The organism is Pseudomonas sp. NCIMB 10586, assembly GCF_023127895.1.
Lineage (GTDB): Bacteria > Pseudomonadota > Gammaproteobacteria > Pseudomonadales > Pseudomonadaceae > Aquipseudomonas > Aquipseudomonas synxantha_A.
In genome coordinates this window covers 12676-33998 of the sequence record NZ_SPKQ01000049.1, presented here as the reverse complement: position 1 = coordinate 33998, position 21323 = coordinate 12676, and the positions used below count along the sequence as shown (strand labels likewise).

The following is a 21323-nucleotide window of genomic DNA, read 5'->3' as shown; positions in this document are numbered from 1 at the left end:
TTTGGGTAACGGCCGCTATTGGTTCCGCTTTTACAGCGGGTCACTTTTGGAAAAGAGCCCCAAAAGTAACCAAAAAGGCTCTTGCCCCACCACTCGGCACCTCGCTTAGGCTCGGTGTGCCCGTAATCCGCCATGGATTTGGGGGGCCGCCGCCACGCGCCATCCATGGCGCGGGGCGGCTAAACCGGCATCCCTGCCGGTTTACCCCCCAAATCCCTGTCGAATTCCGGCCAGCGTGGTTTAACGGGGCGCCTGAGATCAAAAGCAGATCAAGATCAAGATCAAGATCAAGATCAAGATCAAGATCAAGATCAAGAGCAAGAGCGGCTCGCTGCGCATCGTGGTTACTGTTGGCGAATGCAAAGTTGTGTAGATACCTGTGCTAATCGGGAGCAAGCCCCCTCCCACATTTTGCTCTGCACTGTGTCAGTATCAGTGTCAGGGTGGGCTGTTTTTCAGGCGCCCTGCCGTATCGATACTCACCACCACCGACAACCCAGGTCGCAACCGCTCGCTCTCGGCCTGGTCCGGGTCCACGGTAATCCTCACTGGCACGCGCTGGGCGATCTTGACGAAGTTGCCGGTGGCGTTATCCGCCTGCAACAGGCTGAACTCCGAGCCGGTTGCCGGCGAGATATGCTGCACCGTGCCATGGAATTTGCGATGGTTCAGCGCGTCAACGGTGAAGGTTACCGGCTGGCCGACCTGCACATTGTCCATCTGGGTTTCCTTCATGTTGGCGATCACCCACAGCTGCTTGGGCACCAGGGCCATCAATTGCGCGCCGGAGTTAACGTAGGCACCCAGGCGCACGCCGATCTGCCCCAACTGACCATCGCGTGGCGCGGTGATGCGGGTGTTGGACAAATCGATCCGCGCCAGTTCCACCGCCGCCTCGGCACTGGCGACTGCCGCTTCCAGGGAGCCGCGATTGACGATCACTGTTTGCAGGTCTTGCCGGGCAATTTCCAGGCTGGCCTGGGCCTGGGCTACGGCGGCAATGGTCTGGGCATTGGCGGCGCGGGTCACGTCCAGTTCGCGCTTGGACACCGAGCCATCGCTGATCAATTCTTCGTTGCGACGCAAGTCAGCGGTACTCTTGCGCGCCTGGGCCTGGCTGTCGACCAGCGCGGCCTGACGCAGCTTGATGGTCGCTTCGGCGCTGTTGCGTTGCTGCACCACATTGGCCAGCGACGCTTTCTGCACCGCCAGTTGCGCCAGGGCCTGGTCCAGGCGCTGTTTGTAGATGCGGTCATCCAGGCGTACCAGCAGGTCGCCCGCTTTTACATACTGGAAATCCTGCACCGGTACTTCGAACACATAGCCGCCAAGTTGCGGGCCGATAATCGTCACCTGCCCGCGCACCAGAGCGTTTTCGGTGGTTTCCACCGCACTGCTGAACGGCGGCAACTGCCAGGCGTACAGCACGATCAGCACACCGATGATGGCGATGGCGGCAAAACCCAGGGACGAGATGATGCGCACGCGCAAAGGCCTCAATTGGGTGGGCACGGCGCCCGGTGGCGTGCTGCCTTCCGGTGTGGCAGCGATGGCGGTTGTGGTGGTGGTTGAAGGTTCGGTCATGAAGTCGCGCCGCTGGGTTGAACAGGAGGGATTGCCTTGGTGGTGCTCATCAACCATAGGCTGCGGGTGAAGATCCACAGCATGGTCAGGATCGCAATAATCGCGATCAGCATGAACACATCGTTGTAAGCCATTACATTCGCTTCACGGGTGGCCGCCGTGGCCAGGCTGCGGATGCCCATCAGGTTGCGCAGTTCCGGGTCGGCGACGATGCCACCGTAGGCCGACCCGCCGCTCTGCACTCGCGCAGCTACACGGGGGTCGATCAAGGTCAGGTGCTCGACGATCATGCTTGAGTGATACTTCTCGCGCACGGTCTGGAAGGTGCCCAGCAACGCCGCGCCGATCAGGCCGCCGAGGTTCTGGCAAATCCCGAACATCACCGAGAAGCTCACCAGGTTACGCGGGTTGGTCAGCACGTTTTTCGTGCCCAGCACCATGGTCGGCCCGAGGAAGAACGTGCCGCCAAAGCCTAGCAGGAACTGGCTGATGTAGAGGTTTTGCGGGCGCGTCAGGTTGCTGGAAAAACTGTCCATCACCGAACCTGTCGCCATCAGTGCCAGGGAAATCACCAATGGCATCAACAGGTGCGCCGGGTTGATCGTCAACGCGCTGACCACCAGCCCGGCAATCGCCCCGGCCAGCATCACCACATATAAGGTATGCATTTGCTGGTAGCTCATGTTCAGCATTTGCATGAACCCCACCGCACCGGTGGATTGCTCGGACAGCACCATGCGAATCAGCACTACCGCCAAGGCCAGGCGAATCATCACGCCGCTGCCCAGCCAGCGCGTCATCAGCATCGGGTTGCTGCGGTTATGCTCGATGGCCAGCCCCGCCATGATCAGTACCAGCGAGCAGGCCGAGGCCACACCGATCCACGGCGCTTCCAGCCACCAGTCGATACGTCCCAGGGACAGCACCGCACACAGTAAAGCAACGCCAGTGGCAAGGATGGCGAAGGTGAGGAAGTCGAGTTTTTCAAAGGTCTTGAAGCGGTCACCGGGCGGCAGCTTGAGCAGGAACACGCAACCCAGGCAGATCAGCGCCAGGCCCAGTTCAAACAGGTACAACCCGCGCCATTCGGCGATCTGCAGCAAGTCTTCGGAAAACAGCCGCGCCAGGGGCAGCGCCAATTGCGCGGTGCCCAGCCCCAGCACCAGAGCTTTCAAGCGCCACTTGGCCGGGAACGCCTGGATCATGTAGTACAAACCCAACGAACTCAGCGCCGCGCCGACCATGCCGTGAGCCGCCCTCACCGCAATGGCCGAGTTGAGGTCGTTGACAAACAAGTGGCCGAAAGTCACCAGCGCATACAACACCAGGAACACTTCGGTAAACGCACGCAGGCCGAACTGCTGACGAAACTTCACCAGCAGCAGGTTCATGCACACGTTGGTCATGACATACGCGGCGGGCAGCCAGGCCATTTCCGCGGTGGTCGCGCCCAGTGCGCCTTGCAGGTATTGCAGGTTGGCGATAACCAGGGCATTGCCCAGGCCACCGGTGATTGCTACCAGCACGCCTACCAGCGCAAACAGCCAGCGCTTGTGGGTGGGGTGCAGCGGCGTCGACGGCGAGCCGGGCAGGCTCGGCCGCTCGTGGGGCTGCCAGGTGTGGGGGGTGTATTTATCCATTCGGTGACCTTGGTGAGCCGACGTGCAAGGTCGGTGAAGCGCTTACTCAGGTAGTAGTAAACCTGAGCAGCGCTCATCTTTCCATGGCGAACGCACAATTGATCTTCAAACGGCCGAAAGGCGGCATCGGCTGGCCCACTGCCTGCGCCGAGCGGCTCACCTCAACGATCGGGGTCCGGCTTGATCGCTATCTCAGGCACAGGGTTATAGAACGGCCCATAGTCGAGCAGCAATTCATCACCTTTCTTGATGTCTTTGAGCGCCACATAGAACGTCAGGTTTTTCCCGACCGCCACGGAAACGACATTGTTCGACTTCCACACTGGCCCATTGCGCAGCTGCGAGGTATTGATCAGGCTCAGAGTGTTACCCGTGTGCAGCCCACTCACCGTACGCACACCCGAACGTGTACCGAACAGGTAAGTCAGTACAGCCCGGGAGCCTTGCTTACGTTGCTCCTTGAACAACGACGCCTCGTCTGCATGGTACTTGCCGGCATACGGGCCAAGCACTTCAAATTGGGGGATATCGCGCCGCGCCCACACCGATGCGCCGCGCGCCGGCCCACCATCATCCAGCGGCGTGACCACTTCCAGGACTTCATCAAACCGGGACTGGTGCTGGCATTCGGTCCGCAGCCAGTCTTTGATCGACGCCTTGATCCGGGCTGAAACGCGTGCCTTGGTTGCGCTATCCAGACCGTCAAGCACACCATTCCAGTGGGCGATACGGATGTCCTCGATAGGGCCTTCAAGTGATTGGGTCAAGCTGAGCCTGGGGTTCGTCGGGTCCTGCAGAATCGGCAGAGTATTGTCGATCTGATGACGAGGTAGTACAGGGGAAACGTCGGGTTCAACCTTGATAACGACGATGTCCGAAGACGAACCTGGGATCTGTTCGCTGTGTGGCGTGTCGGTGGGCGTGTTCAGATCCGAAGATTTCGACGGCGGCGGATCCAGAGGGTCTTGCGCAGGCCGTTTTCGTGTTGCACTCGCAGCCGGTTGCTCGGGCACGGGGAGCTGCGGGATATCTTGCTCTGCCCGATTGAGGCGTTGCACGGTCGCCGCTTTTAAAGAGCCATCGGCGTTAACGGACTGATGCCAAGTGTTTGGGTTGAGCCCATGTTGGCTCAAAAACTGCGACTGCGTGACTGACCTGTTCGATTGAGCGAAGAGCGCCCGCCACTGGCGTAGATGGTCATCAGTAAGCGCGGTATAGGTGAGACCGGCCGCCCTGTTCAACAACGCTTCACCGGCCGGCCCAAGGCCACCATCTTGCCGCACACCATTTTTGAACGTACTCGGATTAAGGTGATGATGGCCGGCAAATCCGTTCATGGTCATTGCGTCACGCGCCTGCTGCGTCTTGCTTTGCCAATCACGTATATGCGTTTCGGTCAGTGTATTGAAGGGTGTATTGGCCGCGCGGTCGCGCACAATCTTGCCGGTATCACTCAACTGGCCGTCAGGCTGCACATAGTAGGCAAAGGTTTTCGGCGAGAGGTTCCTCTGTTGGGCAAAGTCTTCACGGGTAATGCTTCGCGGTTGCGCGGGCGACAACGCCTCCCACTCCTGTAGATGTTCACCCGTAATGATCTGTTTGCGTGCCGAAGTCTGGAAGGTGGGGGCGAGCGCGGTGTTTTGCTCGGCCTGATTGAGACGTCGCACGGCCGCCTCTTTCAAGGAACCATCCTTTTTAACGAAGCGACTCCAACTGCCTGGGCTGAGCCTGTGTTGGCTCATGAACTGCGCTGACGTCACTACGTTGTTCGGTTGTGCCAAGAGCGTGCGCCACTGGTGTAGATGCTCATCGGTAATTACCTCATAGGCAGTACCGGCAGCCCTGCCCAATAGCTCTTCACCCTCTGGCCCAAGGCTGCCATCGACCCGCACATAATTTTTGAGCGTATGCGAATTCAGGTGATGATGAACGGCAAAACCGTCTATGGTCATGGCGCCACGCTCATGCTGAGTCATGCTTCGCCAACTCTGGATATGCGCTTCGTCCACCTTGTTGAACGGCGTGTTGGCGGGGCGGTTACGCACGATCAAGCCGGTTTCGCTCAGTCGACCGTCAGCTTTCACACAGTACTCAAACGTTTTCCAGGGCAGTTGGTGCTGGCGGGCAAAGCCCTTGGGGGTAAGCCTTATTTGCTCCTGGCGCGGCAATGCTTCCCACGCCTGCAAATGTTCAGCGGTGATTTGCTTTGCACCACCGGTTGCCCCCAGGCGGTGCCATTGGTCACCCTGTATATGCTGGACCAACAACTCGGTCTGCCGGTTGTTGTGATAAACCCGGGCCTGCACAACGCCGTCCTCCGTGCGCGACACCTGGCGGACTTCGTACACCGCCGCCTTACCGTGGCTGTCGATATGACGTATATGAGACAGGTGCCCATCGGCGGCCACATACACGCCCTGGCCATTACGTGAAAGGCCAGCAATACGCGACTCAGGCACGTTGAACTGACCAAACCATTCATGGCTCAGTTCGCTCACTTCTTCGAGGTGCGGAGCGCCCACCTTACCGGCGACAGCCTGGGTTGCGACCACGAACTCTTCGAGCGGGCTGCCATAGGGTCGCATCGCGTCGGCATCAAAAGCATACCAATGGCCGTTCTTGAGCACGGCGGCTCCCTCCACCGTCTGTTCGGCCACCTTCACCACGCCTGTCGCCGCTGCGTCATACTGCTTGCTGATCGCCTTCAATACGTCGTAACTGCCGGTGGCACCTCTGAGTTTATTGACGGTTTTGGACAGTACATACAAGCCGCCGCTGCCCACTAGCCTTGCCAAATCCCCCAAACCACCCACCGGATTGAGCAAGTCAATCGTGGCGACGCCAATGACTTTGGCAGCCTTTAGCACCTTTGCACCGCTGGAGAGAACAGCGCTGCCGATCTTGAGCAGTTTTCCAGCCGTGGCGGCCCCCGCAGTAACAAAGCCGAAGATGTCCAGCATGAGATCAAATGCTGCCTCACCATATTTACCATTCTGAATATTGACGATGGCCGATCTGAAGGGGATCAGGTTCAACAAAAAATCGTTCAACGGCTTGGGGCTGTAATACTCGTCGAGGGGTGTCTGCCCGCGCGCCTGTTCTTTTATAGCGGGATCATCGAGATCAAGGTGTTGGACAAAGGCGTCGGCAATCGAACGGGATCGAGCGCTGGTGAAACTATTCACAAGTGCGTCACTCAACGGGCGTTCACGACCCAGATCATCTGCGTTATGACGGGGCGTGAACGCTTTGGTCGTAGAAACATTTTTGCCTGCCCTGGACTCCTGAACCTGCGCTGCGTACACGCTCGCCCTTTCAATCGAGCCTTTATTGAAGTCGATGACGTAGGCTTTTGTTGTGCCATGCCATTCAGTTTTGACCAACAGTCCAGGTTTATTTTGAGCCTGCGTATTATTGAAATGACCATCCATGACGTATGAGCCTTCTTGGAAAAAGCTGATTTTTCCAAACTCGAAGTTTTTCCTATCCGCAGATGGTAGCTGCGAGATCAGGTGCCTGACGGTTGTATTGATCGCAGCCTTTTTTGCTTGGATGGCGCTGGTGAACTGCTGTTCGAAAGCCTCCCGAACGCCGAACGTAGGATTATTGTTCAGCGCCTCTACGGGGATGCGGGAGTCGCTCGACTTCAGCGGCCTCGGATTCGGCAAGTCCATCTTGGCGTAGTCCAAGAGTGAATGAGTGCCGCTTATCCCGTTTTGCCCGTGCTCCACGCGAGACGCATCAGTGCTGAGTGCTTTGACTTCAAACAGCGCGCCCAAGTCTCCAAACCGCTCCTGCAACTTGATCTGTGCGATTTCTGTTCGCGTCGGTATTGCCTTGTCCAGTATTTTTGAAGCAGACATCCGCTCATCAAGCTGTTGGTTGAACTCGGTTCTGACGGTTTCAAGTTGTGCAGCGGTGTAGGTGTCAGCCTTTCTTTTGGGGATGATTTCATTCGCAACGCCCCAATCGAGTAACGCAGCAGTCTGGGCATGCTGAGTGGCCACAGGGTCAACCCGTCGGGCGTTTTCAGCCTCGCTCATGACCTGCGCAAACGTCATGCCGGGAACTTTGCCCGGTGCCTGCGCTTCGCTCGTCATGGCGGCAATCGTCAGGTTGGCCCAGGCCTGGCTGCCGACTTTCACCGTCGGGGGAATGTCTTTGATCAGAAACTGCGGAGCCGACTTGGCCAGCAACAGGTACGCACCGACTTTTGCCAGCGCAACGCTGGTTTTGCCGGTGCGACTTAAGTGTTCGGCCAAGCCTTCCACGACTGCCGATGGGGGGTGGCCCCAATAATGGTCACTGGCCAGGTCGAACCCAGCTATTTTGTTGCGCGCCGGGGCGCTGATCGACTCATGATCCATCTGCAACGCGATGCCTGCCAGCAGGTAATCCGTCACGCTGCTCGCGCTGTCAATGCCCTGCATTCTTTGTTGCAGCGCTTTGCCCATCCGTTGTCCCTGGGGGGAACGGATCAGCGCTTCGAGCATCTTGGCAGGGTCGTCCTGCACAGACGCCGGGAGAGGCTGGCGATACCGCAAGAACTCCAGCACGCCGCCTTTGGTTTGCATCACCAGCGGCTGATCGCCCAGATGATGTGCGTGATTCATCGTGATAAGACGCAAGCGTCGTTGTTCGTCTGCGCTCAAGGGAACCGGCCAGGACAATGCCCCGCCCAGATGCCCCAGCGAGGGGGCGGGGTTGCCGGGCAACGGCACATCCTGGTTGGGAGGCTGGGGAGTCAACGAGGTGTCGGTCACGGGCGCCGACTGATTTTCAGCAGCAGGCGGTGAAAGCGAAAAATGCGTGTGTGCAGCGCTAATGCTTGTCATAAAAAACGACCTGTCCATTGTCGAGGAAGCGTCCTGACGAAAGCGCCTGCTGGCGCTTTCGCTCGGGGGCGGAGGCTGACGCGCCGAGCACTGAACTCAGCGATCAGGATCCGGTTTGATCGCAATATCAGGTACCGGTTTATAGAACGGTCCATAGTCCAGCAATAACTCTTCCCCTTTCTTGATGTCCTTCAGCGCCACGTAGAACGTCAGGTTTTTCCCGACCGAGATGGACACGACATTGTTGGACCTCCACGCTGGCCCATCGCCCAGTTGCGAGGTGTTGATCAGGCTCAGGGTGTTGCCCGTGTGCAGCCCACTCACCGTCCGCATACCCGAACGGGTACCAAACAGGTAGGTCATTACAGCCCGCGAGCCTTGCTTGCGTTGCTCCTCGAACAACGACGCCTCGTCTGGGTGATATTTGCCTGCATACGGACCAAGCACTTCATATTGAGGAATATCGCGCCGCGCCCACACCGAAGCGCCGCGAGCCGGCCCACCATCGTCCAGCGGCGTGACCACTTCCATAGCCTCCTCAAACCGAGACTGGTGTTGACCTTCGGTTCGCAGCCAGTCTTTGATCGATTCCTTGATTTGGGCTGAAACGCGCGCCTTTGTTGCGCTATCCAGCCCGTCAAGCACACCATTCCAGTAGGCGATACGGATGTCATCGATAGGACCTTCAAGTGCTTGAGTCAAGCTGAGCCTGGGGTTCGCCGGGTCCTGCAGGATCGGCAGTGTGTTGTCGATCTGATGGCGGGGCAGTGTCTGGAAATCACTGGGCTCAACCTTGATAACGACAGGCGGGACTGCCAACGCTGGCCCCGGGGCCTCTACGCCCTGAGGCGTATCGGCGTGCAAGGTCAGATCCGCAACCTTCGCTTGCGGCGGGTCCAGAGGGTCTGATGCCGGTCGTTTTCGTGCCGTATCCACAGCCGGTTGCTCGGGCGTGAGACGCGGTCCAGTGTTTTGCTGTAACCGTTCGAGACGTTGGACAGCAATCGCTGTAAAGGAGCCGTCACTTTTAACGTACTTCGTCCAGACGCTTGGATTAAGCCTGTGCTGGTGCAAGAACTGCGCTTGCGTCATTGAGTTGTCCGCATTGGTGGCAAGCACTTGCCACTGGCGCAAAAGGTCACTGGTGATCCGCCTATAGGTGCCATCGGTTGCGCTGCTCACCAGTGCTTCGCCGGTGGCCGACAGGCTGCCGTCTGCCCGTACATGTGATCTGAATGAGTGCGCACTGAGGTTATGGTGACCGGCAAAACCTTCCCTGGTCATGGCGTCCCGCGCCTGCTGTGTCATGTTTTGCCACGCCAGGATGTGCGTTTCGGTCACCTTGTCAACCGGTGTGTTGGCCGCGCGGTCGCGCACAAGCTCGCCGGCAGGGCTCAGTTTGCCGTCAGGCTGCACGTAGTGATCAAAGGTTCTCGGGGAGATGTGTCTATGTCGGACAAAGTTCTTACGGGCAGAGCCTTGCTGTTGCGCAAGCGGCAGCGCCTCCCAGTCGCGCAAATGCTCGGCGGTGATCAATAGCATCGGCGCCCTCGGAGCATGGGCCGCGGGCCCCAGTGCAGCGCGCTCAAGACGTTCCCTGGCGGTCTTTTTCAAGGAGCCGTCAGGGTTGACCCAGTCCCTCCACGTAGCAGGATGGAGCCCGTTCTCGCGGGTGAACTGCGCTTGCGTGACCGCGTTATCCGGGCTCTCGAAGTGCGCTTTCCATTGGCGAAGATGCTCATCGGTAATTCTGTTAGGGACGACCCCGGCTACCCTGTCCATCAGCTCCCTGCCGACTGGCCCCAAGGTCCCATCTCGCCGCACATGCGTTTTGAACGAGCCCGGATTGACGTGATAAAGCTCGGCAAACCCTTCGAGGGTCATTACGTCACGCTGCGCCTGTGTCATGTCTTGCCAGTCACTGATATGGGTTTCAGTCACCGTATAGAAGGGCGTGCCGGGCAGGCGGTCGCGCACTGCCACACCGGTAGCGGTCAGTTGACCATTGGGTTGCACGTAGCGCTCAAAAACTCTCGGGTGGAGGTGTTTTTGCCGGGCGAACCCCTCACGGGTAAGGCTTTGTTGTTGCTCCAAAGACAGCGCCTGCCAAGCGCGCAAATGATCAGCCATGGAGGGCGGGGCCTGGCCTGCGGACGCCAGTGCGGCATTTTGCCGTGCCTGTTCCAGGCGCTGCGCGCCCATTTCCTTTAAAGAACCATCCGCCTTGACGTACATCTCCCAGCTACGTTGGCTGAGCCCGTGTTGGCTAACAAACTGCGCAGACGTCAATGTGTTGTCCGGGCTCCTGAAAAGCTCATCCCACTGGCGTAAATGATCATCGGTAATTTGGTTGCTTCTGGGGGCGACGGACGACTTGAGCAACGCTTCGCCCCTGATCATCGGGGTGCCATCCCGGCGCACATAACTTTTGAATGTTCCTGGTCGAAGGTTATGAAGGCCGATAAATCCGTCCAAGGTCATTTCGTCACGCGCCGCTTGTGTCATGTTTTGCCAATCACGCACATGCGTTTCGGTCACCTTATCGGTGAATGCGTTGGCGGGGCGGTCACGCACGATCACACCGGTATCGCTCAACTGGCCGTCAGGTTTCACGTAGTACTCAAAGGTTTTCTGGGGGAGGTGATTCTTTTTGGCAAAGCCCTTTCGGGTAAGACTGGCCTGTTCATCCGGCGACAACGCCTCCCAGGCCCGCAAATGTTCAGCGGTGATCTGCCCGCCACCTGGCGCCCCCAGGCGCTGCCATTCGTCCCCTTGTACATGCTGGACCAGCAACTCGGTTTGCCGGTTGTTGTGATAAACCCGCGCCTGCACAACACCGTCGTCCGTGCGCGAAACCTGGCGCACCTCATATACCGCTGTATCACCGTTGCTGTCGGTATGGCGTATATGCGACATGTGCCCATCGGCCGCCACATACACCCCCTGACTATTGCGTGACAGCCCCACGATTTTGCGGTCTGGCACTTTGAAGTGCCCGAACAGCTCATGGCTCAATTCACTCAGCCCATCGATGTTCGCCGTGTCCACCTCACCGTCGACAGCCTGGGTCGATACTTTGAACTGCTCAAGCGGGCTGCCATAAGGTCGCATGGTGTCAGCGTCAAATGAATACCACTTGCCGCCTTTGAGCACAGCAGCCCCTTCCACTGTCTGGCCTCCCACCTTCAAGGTGCCTGTTGCCGCGACGTCGTACTGTTTGCTGATAGTTTTCAACACGTCGTAGCTGCCAGTGGCGCCTCTGAGTTTGTTGACGGCCTTGATGCCTTTGGACAGTACATAGAGGCCAGCGGTACCCACCAACCTGGGCAGATCGCCCACCCCTCCCACAGGGTTGAGCACGTCAATGGCCGCCACACCGATGACCTTGGCCGCCCGCAATGCCTTGGCGCCGGTGGAAAGCGCCGAGCGGCCGACCTTGAGCAATTTTCCGGCGGTGGCGGTGCCGGCGGTAAGAAAGCCGAAAACATCCAGCAAGAGATCGAAAGCCCCGTCCCCGTACTTGCCGTTTTGAAAATTGACAATGGCGGACCTGAAGGGGATCAAGTTCAACAAAAACTCGCTCAACTGCGCGTTCGCCGTGTCCAAGGCCGTCTGCCCACGGGCTTGCAACTTGATAGCCGGATCGTCGAGATCCAAGTGCTCGACAAAGGCCGTGGCAATCCCATGGGATCGAGCACTGGTAAAGCTCTCCCATGGCCCGTTATCTAACGGGCGCTCACGCCCAAGACCATCTGCTTTGTGGCTGGGCGTGAACGTTTTGGTCGTCGTTACCTTGTTGCCAACCCTGTCCGCCCTGATCTTCGTATCGTAAAGGCTCGCTGTTTCAATCGTGCCTTTATTGAAGTCGATGACGTAGGCGTGCGACACGCCTTGCAGTTCAGTTTTAACCAGCAGCCCCGGTTTATTTTGACCATACGTATTATTGAAATGACCATCCATGACGTATGAGCCTTCCTGGAAAAAGCTGATTTTCCCAAACTCCAGGCGCTGGCGATCTTCCAACGGCAGTTGCGAAATCATGTGCCTGACCACTGTATTGACGGCGGCCTTTTTTTCCTCGATCGCACGGCTGAACTGCCGTTCGAATTCAGCCGGCACGCCAAACTGCCGGTTGGCGTTCAAACGCGTCAGCACCCTTTGCAGGTCATTGCCCTTGAGTGAACTGCTCGGTTCATACGCCCTGAAGGGCCGGGGTTCCAGCCAGTCGATCATGGCGATATCCAATAGCGAAATCCCTCCCCCTTCAATCGCCACGTAGTGCTGATCAATCGCGAATGCTTTCTCTTCGAAAAATGCGCCAAGGTCGCCAAAACGCTCTTTGAGCTTGGCCAGTGCGATCTCTTTTCGAGTGGGCAGTGCTGTGTCCAGTGCCTGGGAAGCAACGAGCCGGGCGTCCTGTTGCGCGTTGAATGCGACCCTTGCCGATTCAAGTTGCGCGGGGAGATAGTCGCCATCCTGTCTTTTTGTGAGCACGCCGCTCGCCACGGCCCAGTCCAGCAATGCCAGGGTTTGTGCCGCTTGGGTAACTGCAGGGTCGACCCGCTGCGCTTCTTGCGCCTCACTCATGACTTGGGCAAACGTCATACCAGGGACTTTGCCGGGTGTGTGCGCCTCAATCGTCATCGCAGCCATCGTCAGGCTGGCCCACGCCTGACTGCCAACCTTTACGGTCGGGGGAATGTCTTTGATCAGAAACTGCGGTGCCGCCTTGGCCAGCAACAGGTACGCACCGACACTCGCCAGTGCAGCGCTGGTTTTGCCAGTACTGCTCAAATGTTCGGCCAAGCCGGCCACAACCTTGGAGGCGTGGTGCCCCCCACGTGTGTCACTGCCCAGGTCGAAACCGGCAACGCTGTTGCGACCGGGCGCAGTGATCGACTCAGGGTCCATCTGCAGGGCGATAGCGGCCAGCAGGTAATCGCTTGCGCTGCTTTCGCTGTCAACGCCTTGCATGGTTTGCTGTAGCGCTTTGCCCATCCGCTGCCCTTGCGGGGAGTTGACCAGTGCCTGGAGTATTTTAGCCGGGTCGTCGCCCGCCTCTGCCGGCAGCGGCTGCCGATACCGCAGAAACTCCAGCACCCCGCCCTGGGTTTGCATCACCAGCGGCTGATCGCCAAGGGCGTGTTGGTGATTCATCGTGACAAGACGCAAGCGCCGCTGTTCGTCTGCGCTCAAGGGAACCGACCAGGATAATGCGCCTCCCAGATTACCCAGCGAGGGCGCCGGGCTGCTGGGTATCGGTCTATCCTGGCTGAGACGAGGGGACGTCATTGAGGTGTCGACGCCATCGGTCACAGGTGATGACGGATGTTCATCTGTCGGCAGGGGAAGCGAAAAATGCGTACTTGCAGCGGTAATGCTTGTCATAAAACGCCTATGCGTAGTCGAGGAGTCCGGCGCTTGCGGCCGTTCACTGAGTGTCAGCACCCAATGAGGAGGTTCCCGACCAACTGCAAGACTTCGTGACCGTGCACCGGTACCGCGTCAGAGCAACGCGCTGACAAACATGCCAATCGCCACCACCCCACACAGGCTGGCGAACCCCACTTGCAACACCCGCGCGGGGATGACCGAACACAACCGCCTTCCCGCCAACATGCCGACGACACTCGCGCCGATAAACACCCAGCCCACCGGCTCGATGCTCACGCCCGCATGAAACGCACCGGCCACGCCGATCAGCGATAGCAGGCTGACCACCATCAACGACGTGGCGACGATCCCACGCATCTGCACGTCGGTCAGTTGTTTGAACGCCGGCACGATCAGGAAGCCGCCGCCCACGCCCAGCAAGCCCGATACAGCACCCGTCACAGCTCCCAGCGCAGCCAGGGTGGCGCTGCACTTGGCGGTCCAGGAGAAGCGCCCGGTTTGTTGATCCAGCATGCAATTCTTCTGGCCCCATGAAGCGGCGCCATGGTCACTCGGCCCCGCCTCGCGCTTTTCCCGTTGCAGCATGCGCCAGGCCACCAGCACCATCAGCGCGCTGAACAACCCCATCAGCACCGGCTCCGACAGTTGGTGGGCGACGAACACGCCCAACGGCGAAAACAGCGCGCCGAGCAAGGCGATCAACAACGCCGCACGGTAACGCACCAGGCCATGGCGCAAGCCATCGATGGCCCCCACCGCCGCTGCCGCACCCACTGCGAGCAACGACACCGGCGCGGCCTGGGTCATCGTCAACCCCAGCCCCAGCACCAACGCCGGCACCCCAAGGATGCCGCCGCCCGCGCCGGTCAGGCCCATGACCAGGCCCATCAATACACCCAACAGACTGGCCAGCAGCATTCAGTCCACCTTGCTCAGACGGGTCAGCCACTCGCGGCCCTTGAGCATACCGTTCCAGTAGAACCACGGCAGCAGCGTGGCCTTGAGGAACCACATCGAACGGCGCGCCCGAGTCGGGTCCAGGGGAAAGGTCGGCAGCAGCTTGCCGCCGTAGCCGAACTCGGCCAGTACCACCTTGCCCTTCTCCACCGTCAGCGGGCAGGAGCCGTAGCCGTCGTATTTGAGCGGCAATGGCGCCTGTTTGCGCAGGGCCAGCAGGTTCTCGGCCACCACCACGATTTGCTTGCGCACCGCGGCCGCCGTCTTGGCGTTGGTGGTACCGCACACATCGCCAAGGCCGAAGATATGCGGGTAGCGCAGGTGTTGCAGGCTGTGGGGGTTTACTTCGCACCAGCCGGCGGCGTCGGCAAGCTCGCTTTCGCGGATAAAGTCCGGGGCCAGCTGCGGCGGCACGACGTGCAACATATCGAAGGTTTTCTCTTCGACGCTCACGTTGCCTTCGGCGTCCTTGACTTCGAACCAGGCTTTGCGCGCCGGGCCGTCGACTTTTACCAGGTTGGAGTTGAACGCCAGGCGCGCCTTGTATTTTTCGACGTATTTCATCAACGGCGGCACAAAGGTCGCCACGCCGAACAACGCAGCGCCGGCCAGGTTGAACTCCACCTCGATGTTTTTCAGTGCGCCCTGCTTGAGCCAGTGATCACAGGACAGGTACATGGCTTTTTGCGGCGCTCCGGCGCATTTGATCGGCATGGCAGGCTGGGTGAACAGCGCCTTGCCGCCCTTGAGTTGCTGCACCAGTTGCCAGGTGTAGGCGGCGTGCTCATAGCTGTAGTTGGAGGTGACGCCGTGCTGGCCGAGGGTGTCTGGCAGGCCCTCGATCTTCTCCCAGGCCAGGCGCAGACCGGGGCAGACGATGAGGTTTTGCCAGGTGACGCGCTGACCGCTGTCGAGCACCAGGGTTTGCTCGTCGGGCAGCACTTCGCTGACGGCGGCCTGTACCCAACTGACGCCGTTGGGCAGCACTTCGGCCAGGGGGCGGCGGGTCTTTTGCAGGTCGTAGGCACCACCGCCGACCAGGGTCCAGGCCGGTTGGTAGCAGTGGTAATCGTTGGGCTCGATCAGGATGATGTTCAGCTGCGGGTCGCGCTTGAGCAGGCTGGCCAGCAGGCCGATGCCTGCCGAGCCGCCGCCGATGACTACGATATCGCCACTGATGGTGGGTCCCCAGTGTTGTTCGGTCATTGTCTACTGCCTTTTTGAGTCAATGCACACAAGGGTCGCTGCCGGATGGCGTCACGCCCAGCTTTTTATGACCGCGCCGCAATACAGCCCGGACAGGGTCTTCATCACTTGAATCACTTCATGGCTGGCCAGCCCGTAGAAAATGTATTTGCCTTCTCGGCGGGTGGCGACCAGCCCTTCATCGCGCAGGATGCCCAACTGTTGTGACAGCGTGGGCTGGCGCACGCCAGTCAGGGCTTCCAGCTCGCCGACGTTGCGCTCGCCTTGGGTCAACTGGCACAGGATCAACAGTCGGTCTTCATTGGCCAGGGCCTTGAGCAAGGAACAAGCCTTGGACGCCGACGCACGCAACTGGGCGACTTCGCCCTCACTCAAGGTAGATTCCATTTGCTTCGGGTCCTTTATGTCACTTAAGCTCAAAACATTATGTGTAAACGTAAACTGATTGTAACCACTTTTTTCTTCATTGGGGACAGCCGCCATGCCAGCGTTGATTCAAGCCTTTCTGGATGACGCATCGTCGACCTATACCTACATCGTCTATGAAGCGGATGGCGGCCCCTGTGCCATTGTCGACTCGGTACTCAACTACGACCCGGCGTCGGGGCGTACCGATACCGCCCAGGCTGACAAGGTGATCGCGTTCGTGCGCGAGCATGGCTTGCAGGTGCAGTGGTTGCTGGAAACCCACGCTCATGCCGATCATCTGTCTGCCGCGCCCTACCTGCGTCGCACCCTGGGCGGCAAGATCGCGATAGGCGAATCGATCAGCAAGGTGCAGGGTGTGTTCAAAAACCTGTTCAACCTGGAGCCGGAATTTCGCGTCGACGGTTCGCAGTTCGATCACCTGTTTGCGCCGGATGAGGTCTTTCATATCGGCGGTTTGAAAGCCCAAGCCCTGCATGTGCCGGGACACACCCCTGCCGACATGGCCTACTTGATCGACGGCCGCTTGATCCTGGTGGGCGACACGCTGTTCATGCCCGACGTCGGCACCGCCCGCTGCGATTTCCCCGGCGGCGATGCGCGGCAGTTGTACGCATCGATGCGCAAGCTGTTGGCGTTCCCCTCGGATACCAAGCTGTATGTGTGCCATGACTATCCGCCTGAGGGGCGTGAGGCCAAGTGCCAAACCACTGTGGCGGAACAAAGGGCGGGGAATATTCATGTGCACGATGGCGTGGATGAAGCGGCGTTTGTAGAGATGCGTACCCAGCGTGATGCCGGGCTGGGAATGCCGACCTTGTTGCTGCCGGCGATCCAGGTGAATGTGCGGGCGGGGCATATGCCGCCGGCGGAAGAAAACGGCGTGACCTACCTGAAGATCCCCCTCAACCAACTTTGAAATACAGTAAAAAATGTGGGAGGGGGCTTGCTCCCGATAGCAGTGGATCAGCTACACATAAGTTGACTGTCACACCGCCATCGGGGCAAGCCCCCTCCCACATTTTTACCGCGTTGAGTCAGTTGCCCAGGCTGATGCCGTTGGCTGGCAGCGGCAGCGCCGTCTTGTAGCGCACCTGCTTCAAGGCAAAGCTGGAGCGAATGTTTGCCACCCCCGGCACCTTGGTCAAAAAGTCCATCATGAAACGCTCCAGCGACTGGATCGTCGGCACCAGCACGCGGATCAAATAATCCGGATCACCCGCCATCAGGTAGCACTCCATCACCTCGGGACGGTCCGAGATCGCCCCTTCGAACTGCTGCAACGCCAACTCATTCTGCTTTTCCAGGCTTACATGGATGAACACATTGACGTGCAGCCCCAGCAGGTCAGCATCCAGCAACGTGACCTGCTCACGAATCAGGCCCAGTTCTTCCATCGCCTTGACCCGGTTGAAACACGGCGTGGGCGACAGGTTGACCGAGCGGGCCAGGTCGGCGTTGGTGATGCGGGCATTCTCCTGCAGGGCGTTGAGAATGCCGATATCGGTACGGTCCAGTTTGCGCATGAGACAAAATCACCTGTTTATTATGTTTATGCAGTTTTTTTATCCGCAAATGACGGTGAGCGCAATGAAACACAGATAAATATTCTTCTACGCCACGCCTATGATTGTTGTAGGACAAGATTTCTTCTACCCGAAGACTGACTGTCAGCTAGCGCGCCCACTACAAGAAATTCACAAGATAGAGCGTAGAAAGCCATGACCCAGCCGTATGCACCGCTGCGCCTGCACGTTCCCGAACCTTCGGGCCGTCCAGGCTGCAAGACCGATTTCACCTACCTGCGTCTGACCGACGCCGGCCTGGTACGCAAACCCGCCATCGACGTAGAACCCGCCGACACCGCCGACCTGGCCAAGGGCCTGATCCGCGTGCTCGACGACCAGGGCCAGGCGCTCGGGCCGTGGGCCGAGGGTGTTTCGACCGAGATCATGCGCAAAGGCATGCGCGCCATGCTCAAGACGCGCATCTTCGACAACCGCATGGTGGTCGCCCAGCGCCAGAAAAAAATGTCGTTCTACATGCAAAGCCTTGGCGAAGAAGCCATCGGCAGCGCCCAGGCCCTGGCCTTGAACATCGACGACATGTGCTTCCCCACCTATCGCCAGCAAAGCATTCTGATGGCCCGCGACGTGCCGCTGGTAGACCTGATCTGCCAACTGCTGTCCAACGAGCGCGACCCGCTCAAGGGTCGCCAGTTGCCGATCATGTACTCGGTCAAAGAGGCGGGCTTCTTCACCATTTCCGGCAACCTCGCCACCCAATTCGTGCAGGGCGTGGGTTGGGGCATGGCTTCGGCGATCAAGGGCGATACCAAGATCGCCTCGGCCTGGATCGGCGACGGCGCCACCGCTGAATCGGACTTCCACACCGCCCTCACCTTCGCCCACGTCTACCGCGCGCCGGTGATACTCAACGTGGTCAATAATCAATGGGCCATCTCCACCTTCCAGGCCATCGCCGGCGGTGAAGCCACCACTTTCGCCGGACGCGGCGTGGGCTGCGGCATCGCCTCCCTGCGGGTAGACGGCAATGACTTTATCGCGGTGTATGCCGCCTCGGCCTGGGCTGCCGAACGCGCACGGCGCAACCTGGGGCCAACATTGATCGAGTGGGTCACCTACCGCGCCGGCCCGCACTCCACCTCCGATGATCCGTCCAAATACCGCCCAGCCGACGACTGGAGCCACTTCCCCCTGGGCGACCCGATTGCCCGTCTCAAGCAGCACCTGATCAAGATTGGCCAGTGGTCCGAAGAGGAACATGCGGCGGTCAGTGCCGAACTTGAAGCCGAAGTGGTCAAGGCGCAGAAGGAAGCCGAACAGTACGGCACCCTCGCCGGCGGCCAGATTCCAAGCGCCGCGACCATGTTCGAGGACGTCTATAAAGAGATGCCGGAGCACTTGAAGCGCCAGCGTCAAGAGTTGGGGGTGTGACATGAACGACCACAACAACAGCATCGAACTGGAAACCGCCATGACCACCACCACCATGACCATGATCCAGGCCCTGCGCTCGGCCATGGATGTGATGCTCGAACGTGACGACAACGTGGTGGTGTTCGGCCAGGACGTCGGCTACTTCGGCGGCGTATTCCGTTGCACCGAAGGTTTGCAGACCAAATACGGCAGCTCACGGGTGTTTGACGCACCGATCTCGGAAAGCGGCATCGTCGGCGTAGCCGTGGGCATGGGTGCGTATGGCCTGCGCCCGGTGGCGGAAATCCAGTTCGCCGACTACGTCTACCCCGCCACCGACCAGATCATTTCCGAAGCGGCGCGCCTGCGTTATCGCTCGGCCGGCCAGTTCACCGCGCCCTTGACCATGCGTATGCCCTGCGGCGGCGGCATCTACGGCGGCCAGACCCACAGCCAGAGTATCGAAGCGGTGTTCACCCAGGTCTGCGGCCTGCGCACGGTGATGCCATCCAACCCCTACGACGCCAAGGGCCTGCTGATTGCCTCCATCGAGAACGATGACCCGGTGATCTTCCTGGAACCCAAGCGCCTGTATAACGGCCCGTTCGACGGCCACCACGATCGCCCGGTAACGCCGTGGTCAAAACACCCGCAAGCGCAGGTTCCGGACGGTTACTACACCGTGCCCCTGGACGTGGCCGCCATCGTGCGCCCAGGTTCGGCTGTGACGGTGCTGACCTATGGCACCACCGTGTATGTGTCGCAAGTTGCCGCCGAAGAAACCGGCATCGACGCCGAAGTCATCGATCTGCGCAGCCTGTGGCCGCTGGATTTGGAAACCATCGTCAAGTCGGTGAAAAAGACCGGACGTTGCGTGGTGGTGCATGAAGCCACGCGCACCTGCGGCTTTGGCGCCGAACTGGTATCGCTGGTGCAAGAGCACTGCTTCCACCACCTGGAAGCGCCGATCGAGCGCGTCACCGGTTGGGACACGCCCTACCCGCACGCGCAGGAGTGGGCGTATTTCCCAGGGCCGTCCCGAGTGGGTGCGGCGTTGAAACGGGTCATGGAGGTCTGAATGGGCACGCACGTTATCAAGATGCCGGACATTGGCGAAGGCATCGCGGAAGTTGAATTGTCGGTGTGGCATGTGAAGGTCGGCGACCTGGTGGTTGAAGACCAGGTGCTGGCGGATGTGATGACCGACAAGGCGATGGTGGATATTCCCTCCCCCGTCCACGGCAAGGTGATTTCCCTGGGCGGCGAGCCGGGTGAAGTCATGGCGGTGGGCAGTATTTTGATCAGCATTGAAGTGGAAGGCGCAGGCAACACCAAGGATGTGCCGGTGGCTGCCGAACCGATGAAGACCACGCCCGTGGCCGAAGCCAAACCGGCACCCGCACCGGTAGAAAGCAAACCCGCGCCTGCCGTGAAGGCGCCGCAAGCACCCGTGGCCCGCGACGCCAGTGAGCGCCCCTTGGCCTCCCCGGCCGTGCGCAAGCACGCGCTGGATGCCGGGATTCAACTGCGTCTGGTCCATGGCACAGGGCCTGCGGGCCGGATTCTGCACGAAGACCTGGAGGCGTACCTGCACCAGGGGCCGGCCACCAGCGCCAGCGCCGCCAACCCTTACGCCGAGCGCAATGATGAACACCAGATCCCGGTGATCGGTATGCGCCGCAAGATCGCCCAGCGTATGCAGGACGCCACCCGGCGCGCCGCGCATTTCAGCTACGTGGAAGAAATCGACGTCACCGCCCTCGACGAGTTGCGCGTGCATCTCAACGAAAAGCACGGTGCGACACGCGGCAAGCTGACCCTGCTGCCGTTTATCGTACGGGCCATGGTGGTGGCGCTGCGCGACTTCCCGCAGATCAACGCTCGCTACGACGACGAAGCCCAGGTCATTACCCGCCTCGGCGCGGTACATGTGGGCGTCGCCACGCAAAGCGACGTGGGCCTGATGGTGCCGGTGGTGCGTCACGCCGAAGCCCGCAGCCTGTGGGGCACTGCCGAAGAAATCGTGCGCCTGGCCAACGCCGCACGCACAGGCAAGGCCAGCCGTGAAGAGCTGTCCGGCTCGACCATCACCCTGACCAGCCTGGGCGCCCTGGGCGGCATCGTCAGCACGCCGGTGCTGAACCTGCCGGAAGTGGCCATCGTCGGCGTCAACCGCATCGTCGAACGGCCCATGGTGATCAAGGGCCAGATCGTGGTGCGCAGGATGATGAACCTCTCCAGCTCCTTCGATCACCGCGTGGTCGACGGCATGGACGCGGCGCAATTCATCCAGGCCATTCGCGGCCTGCTCGAACAACCCGCCAGCCTGTTCCTGGAGTAAG

12 protein-coding genes are annotated in these 21323 nt (G+C 59.8%); 4 read left to right on the top strand and 8 right to left on the bottom strand.

Annotated features, from left to right (window positions below; all coding sequences use genetic code 11):
- Positions 1 to 438: 438 nt before the first annotated feature.
- The 7 genes from E4P01_RS23530 to E4P01_RS23500 all read right to left on the bottom strand — a co-directional run bounded on the left by E4P01_RS23530 (position 439) and on the right by E4P01_RS23500 (position 16003).
- Complete coding sequence (locus E4P01_RS23530) at positions 439 to 1584, bottom strand: HlyD family secretion protein (protein WP_005789334.1); 1146 nt, start codon at positions 1582 to 1584, stop codon at positions 439 to 441.
- A complete protein-coding gene (locus E4P01_RS23525) occupies positions 1581 to 3224 on the bottom strand; it encodes an MFS transporter (protein WP_005789335.1) in 1644 nt (547 codons plus the stop codon). The genes E4P01_RS23530 and E4P01_RS23525 overlap by 4 nt, the downstream gene beginning before the upstream one ends.
- Before the next feature lie 161 nt (positions 3225 to 3385).
- Positions 3386 to 8059: an SET domain-containing protein-lysine N-methyltransferase gene (locus E4P01_RS23520; RefSeq protein ID WP_216091758.1), complete on the bottom strand. Its 4674-nt coding sequence runs from the start codon at positions 8057 to 8059 to the stop codon at positions 3386 to 3388.
- A 96-nt stretch (positions 8060 to 8155) separates the two neighbouring features.
- Positions 8156 to 13255 (bottom strand): SET domain-containing protein-lysine N-methyltransferase, encoded by a 5100-nt coding sequence (locus E4P01_RS23515; RefSeq protein ID WP_248130145.1) that lies wholly within the window; start codon positions 13253 to 13255, stop codon positions 8156 to 8158.
- Between the two features lie 309 nt (positions 13256 to 13564).
- Positions 13565 to 14371 (bottom strand): sulfite exporter TauE/SafE family protein, encoded by an 807-nt coding sequence (locus E4P01_RS23510; RefSeq protein WP_005789338.1) that lies wholly within the window; start codon positions 14369 to 14371, stop codon positions 13565 to 13567.
- On the bottom strand, positions 14372 to 15616 hold the full coding sequence (locus tag E4P01_RS23505; RefSeq protein WP_216091760.1) for an FAD/NAD(P)-binding oxidoreductase: 1245 nt from the start codon (positions 15614 to 15616) through the stop codon (positions 14372 to 14374).
- Between the two features lie 51 nt (positions 15617 to 15667).
- Entirely contained in the window at positions 15668 to 16003 is a 336-nt protein-coding gene (locus tag E4P01_RS23500; protein WP_005789341.1) for a metalloregulator ArsR/SmtB family transcription factor, read from the bottom strand.
- A 94-nt stretch (positions 16004 to 16097) separates the two neighbouring features.
- Between E4P01_RS23500 and E4P01_RS23495 the strand changes: the two genes are divergently transcribed.
- The gene (locus E4P01_RS23495) at positions 16098 to 16961 is read left to right on the top strand and encodes an MBL fold metallo-hydrolase (protein ID WP_032880479.1); all 864 of its coding nucleotides are present in this window, start codon (positions 16098 to 16100) and stop codon (positions 16959 to 16961) included.
- 118 nt (positions 16962 to 17079) lie between these two features.
- Here the strand turns inward: E4P01_RS23495 and bkdR are convergent, their stop codons facing one another.
- Entirely contained in the window at positions 17080 to 17568 is a 489-nt protein-coding gene (gene bkdR, locus E4P01_RS23490) for a Bkd operon transcriptional regulator BkdR (protein ID WP_005789440.1), read from the bottom strand.
- A gap of 195 nt (positions 17569 to 17763) precedes the next feature.
- Here bkdR and E4P01_RS23485 point away from each other — a divergent pair, with 195 nt between their 5' ends.
- From E4P01_RS23485 to E4P01_RS23475, 3 genes are read left to right on the top strand one after another with little or no spacing between them, the layout of a single operon-like run.
- Positions 17764 to 18999, top strand: a complete 1236-nt coding sequence (locus tag E4P01_RS23485) for a 3-methyl-2-oxobutanoate dehydrogenase (2-methylpropanoyl-transferring) subunit alpha (RefSeq protein ID WP_005789442.1) — start codon at positions 17764 to 17766, stop codon at positions 18997 to 18999.
- Position 19000: 1 nt separating this feature from the next.
- Positions 19001 to 20059, top strand: coding sequence for an alpha-ketoacid dehydrogenase subunit beta (locus E4P01_RS23480; RefSeq protein ID WP_005789444.1), 1059 nt, complete (start codon positions 19001 to 19003; stop codon positions 20057 to 20059).
- Positions 20060 to 21322: a dihydrolipoamide acetyltransferase family protein gene (locus E4P01_RS23475; RefSeq protein ID WP_216091761.1), complete on the top strand. Its 1263-nt coding sequence runs from the start codon at positions 20060 to 20062 to the stop codon at positions 21320 to 21322.
- Position 21323 lies beyond the last annotated feature (1 nt).

Coding starts and splice junctions, on each gene's coding strand:
- E4P01_RS23530 (WP_005789334.1), bottom strand. CDS start 1,584: ATGACCGAACCTTCAACCACCACCACAACCGCCATCGCTGCCACACCG.
- E4P01_RS23525 (WP_005789335.1), bottom strand. CDS start 3,224: ATGGATAAATACACCCCCCACACCTGGCAGCCCCACGAGCGGCCGAGC.
- E4P01_RS23520 (WP_216091758.1), bottom strand. CDS start 8,059: ATGACAAGCATTAGCGCTGCACACACGCATTTTTCGCTTTCACCGCCT.
- E4P01_RS23510 (WP_005789338.1), bottom strand. CDS start 14,371: ATGCTGCTGGCCAGTCTGTTGGGTGTATTGATGGGCCTGGTCATGGGC.
- E4P01_RS23505 (WP_216091760.1), bottom strand. CDS start 15,616: ATGACCGAACAACACTGGGGACCCACCATCAGTGGCGATATCGTAGTC.
- E4P01_RS23500 (WP_005789341.1), bottom strand. CDS start 16,003: ATGGAATCTACCTTGAGTGAGGGCGAAGTCGCCCAGTTGCGTGCGTCG.
- E4P01_RS23495 (WP_032880479.1), top strand. CDS start 16,098: ATGCCAGCGTTGATTCAAGCCTTTCTGGATGACGCATCGTCGACCTAT.
- bkdR (WP_005789440.1), bottom strand. CDS start 17,568: ATGCGCAAACTGGACCGTACCGATATCGGCATTCTCAACGCCCTGCAG.
- E4P01_RS23485 (WP_005789442.1), top strand. CDS start 17,764: ATGACCCAGCCGTATGCACCGCTGCGCCTGCACGTTCCCGAACCTTCG.
- E4P01_RS23480 (WP_005789444.1), top strand. CDS start 19,001: ATGAACGACCACAACAACAGCATCGAACTGGAAACCGCCATGACCACC.
- E4P01_RS23475 (WP_216091761.1), top strand. CDS start 20,060: ATGGGCACGCACGTTATCAAGATGCCGGACATTGGCGAAGGCATCGCG.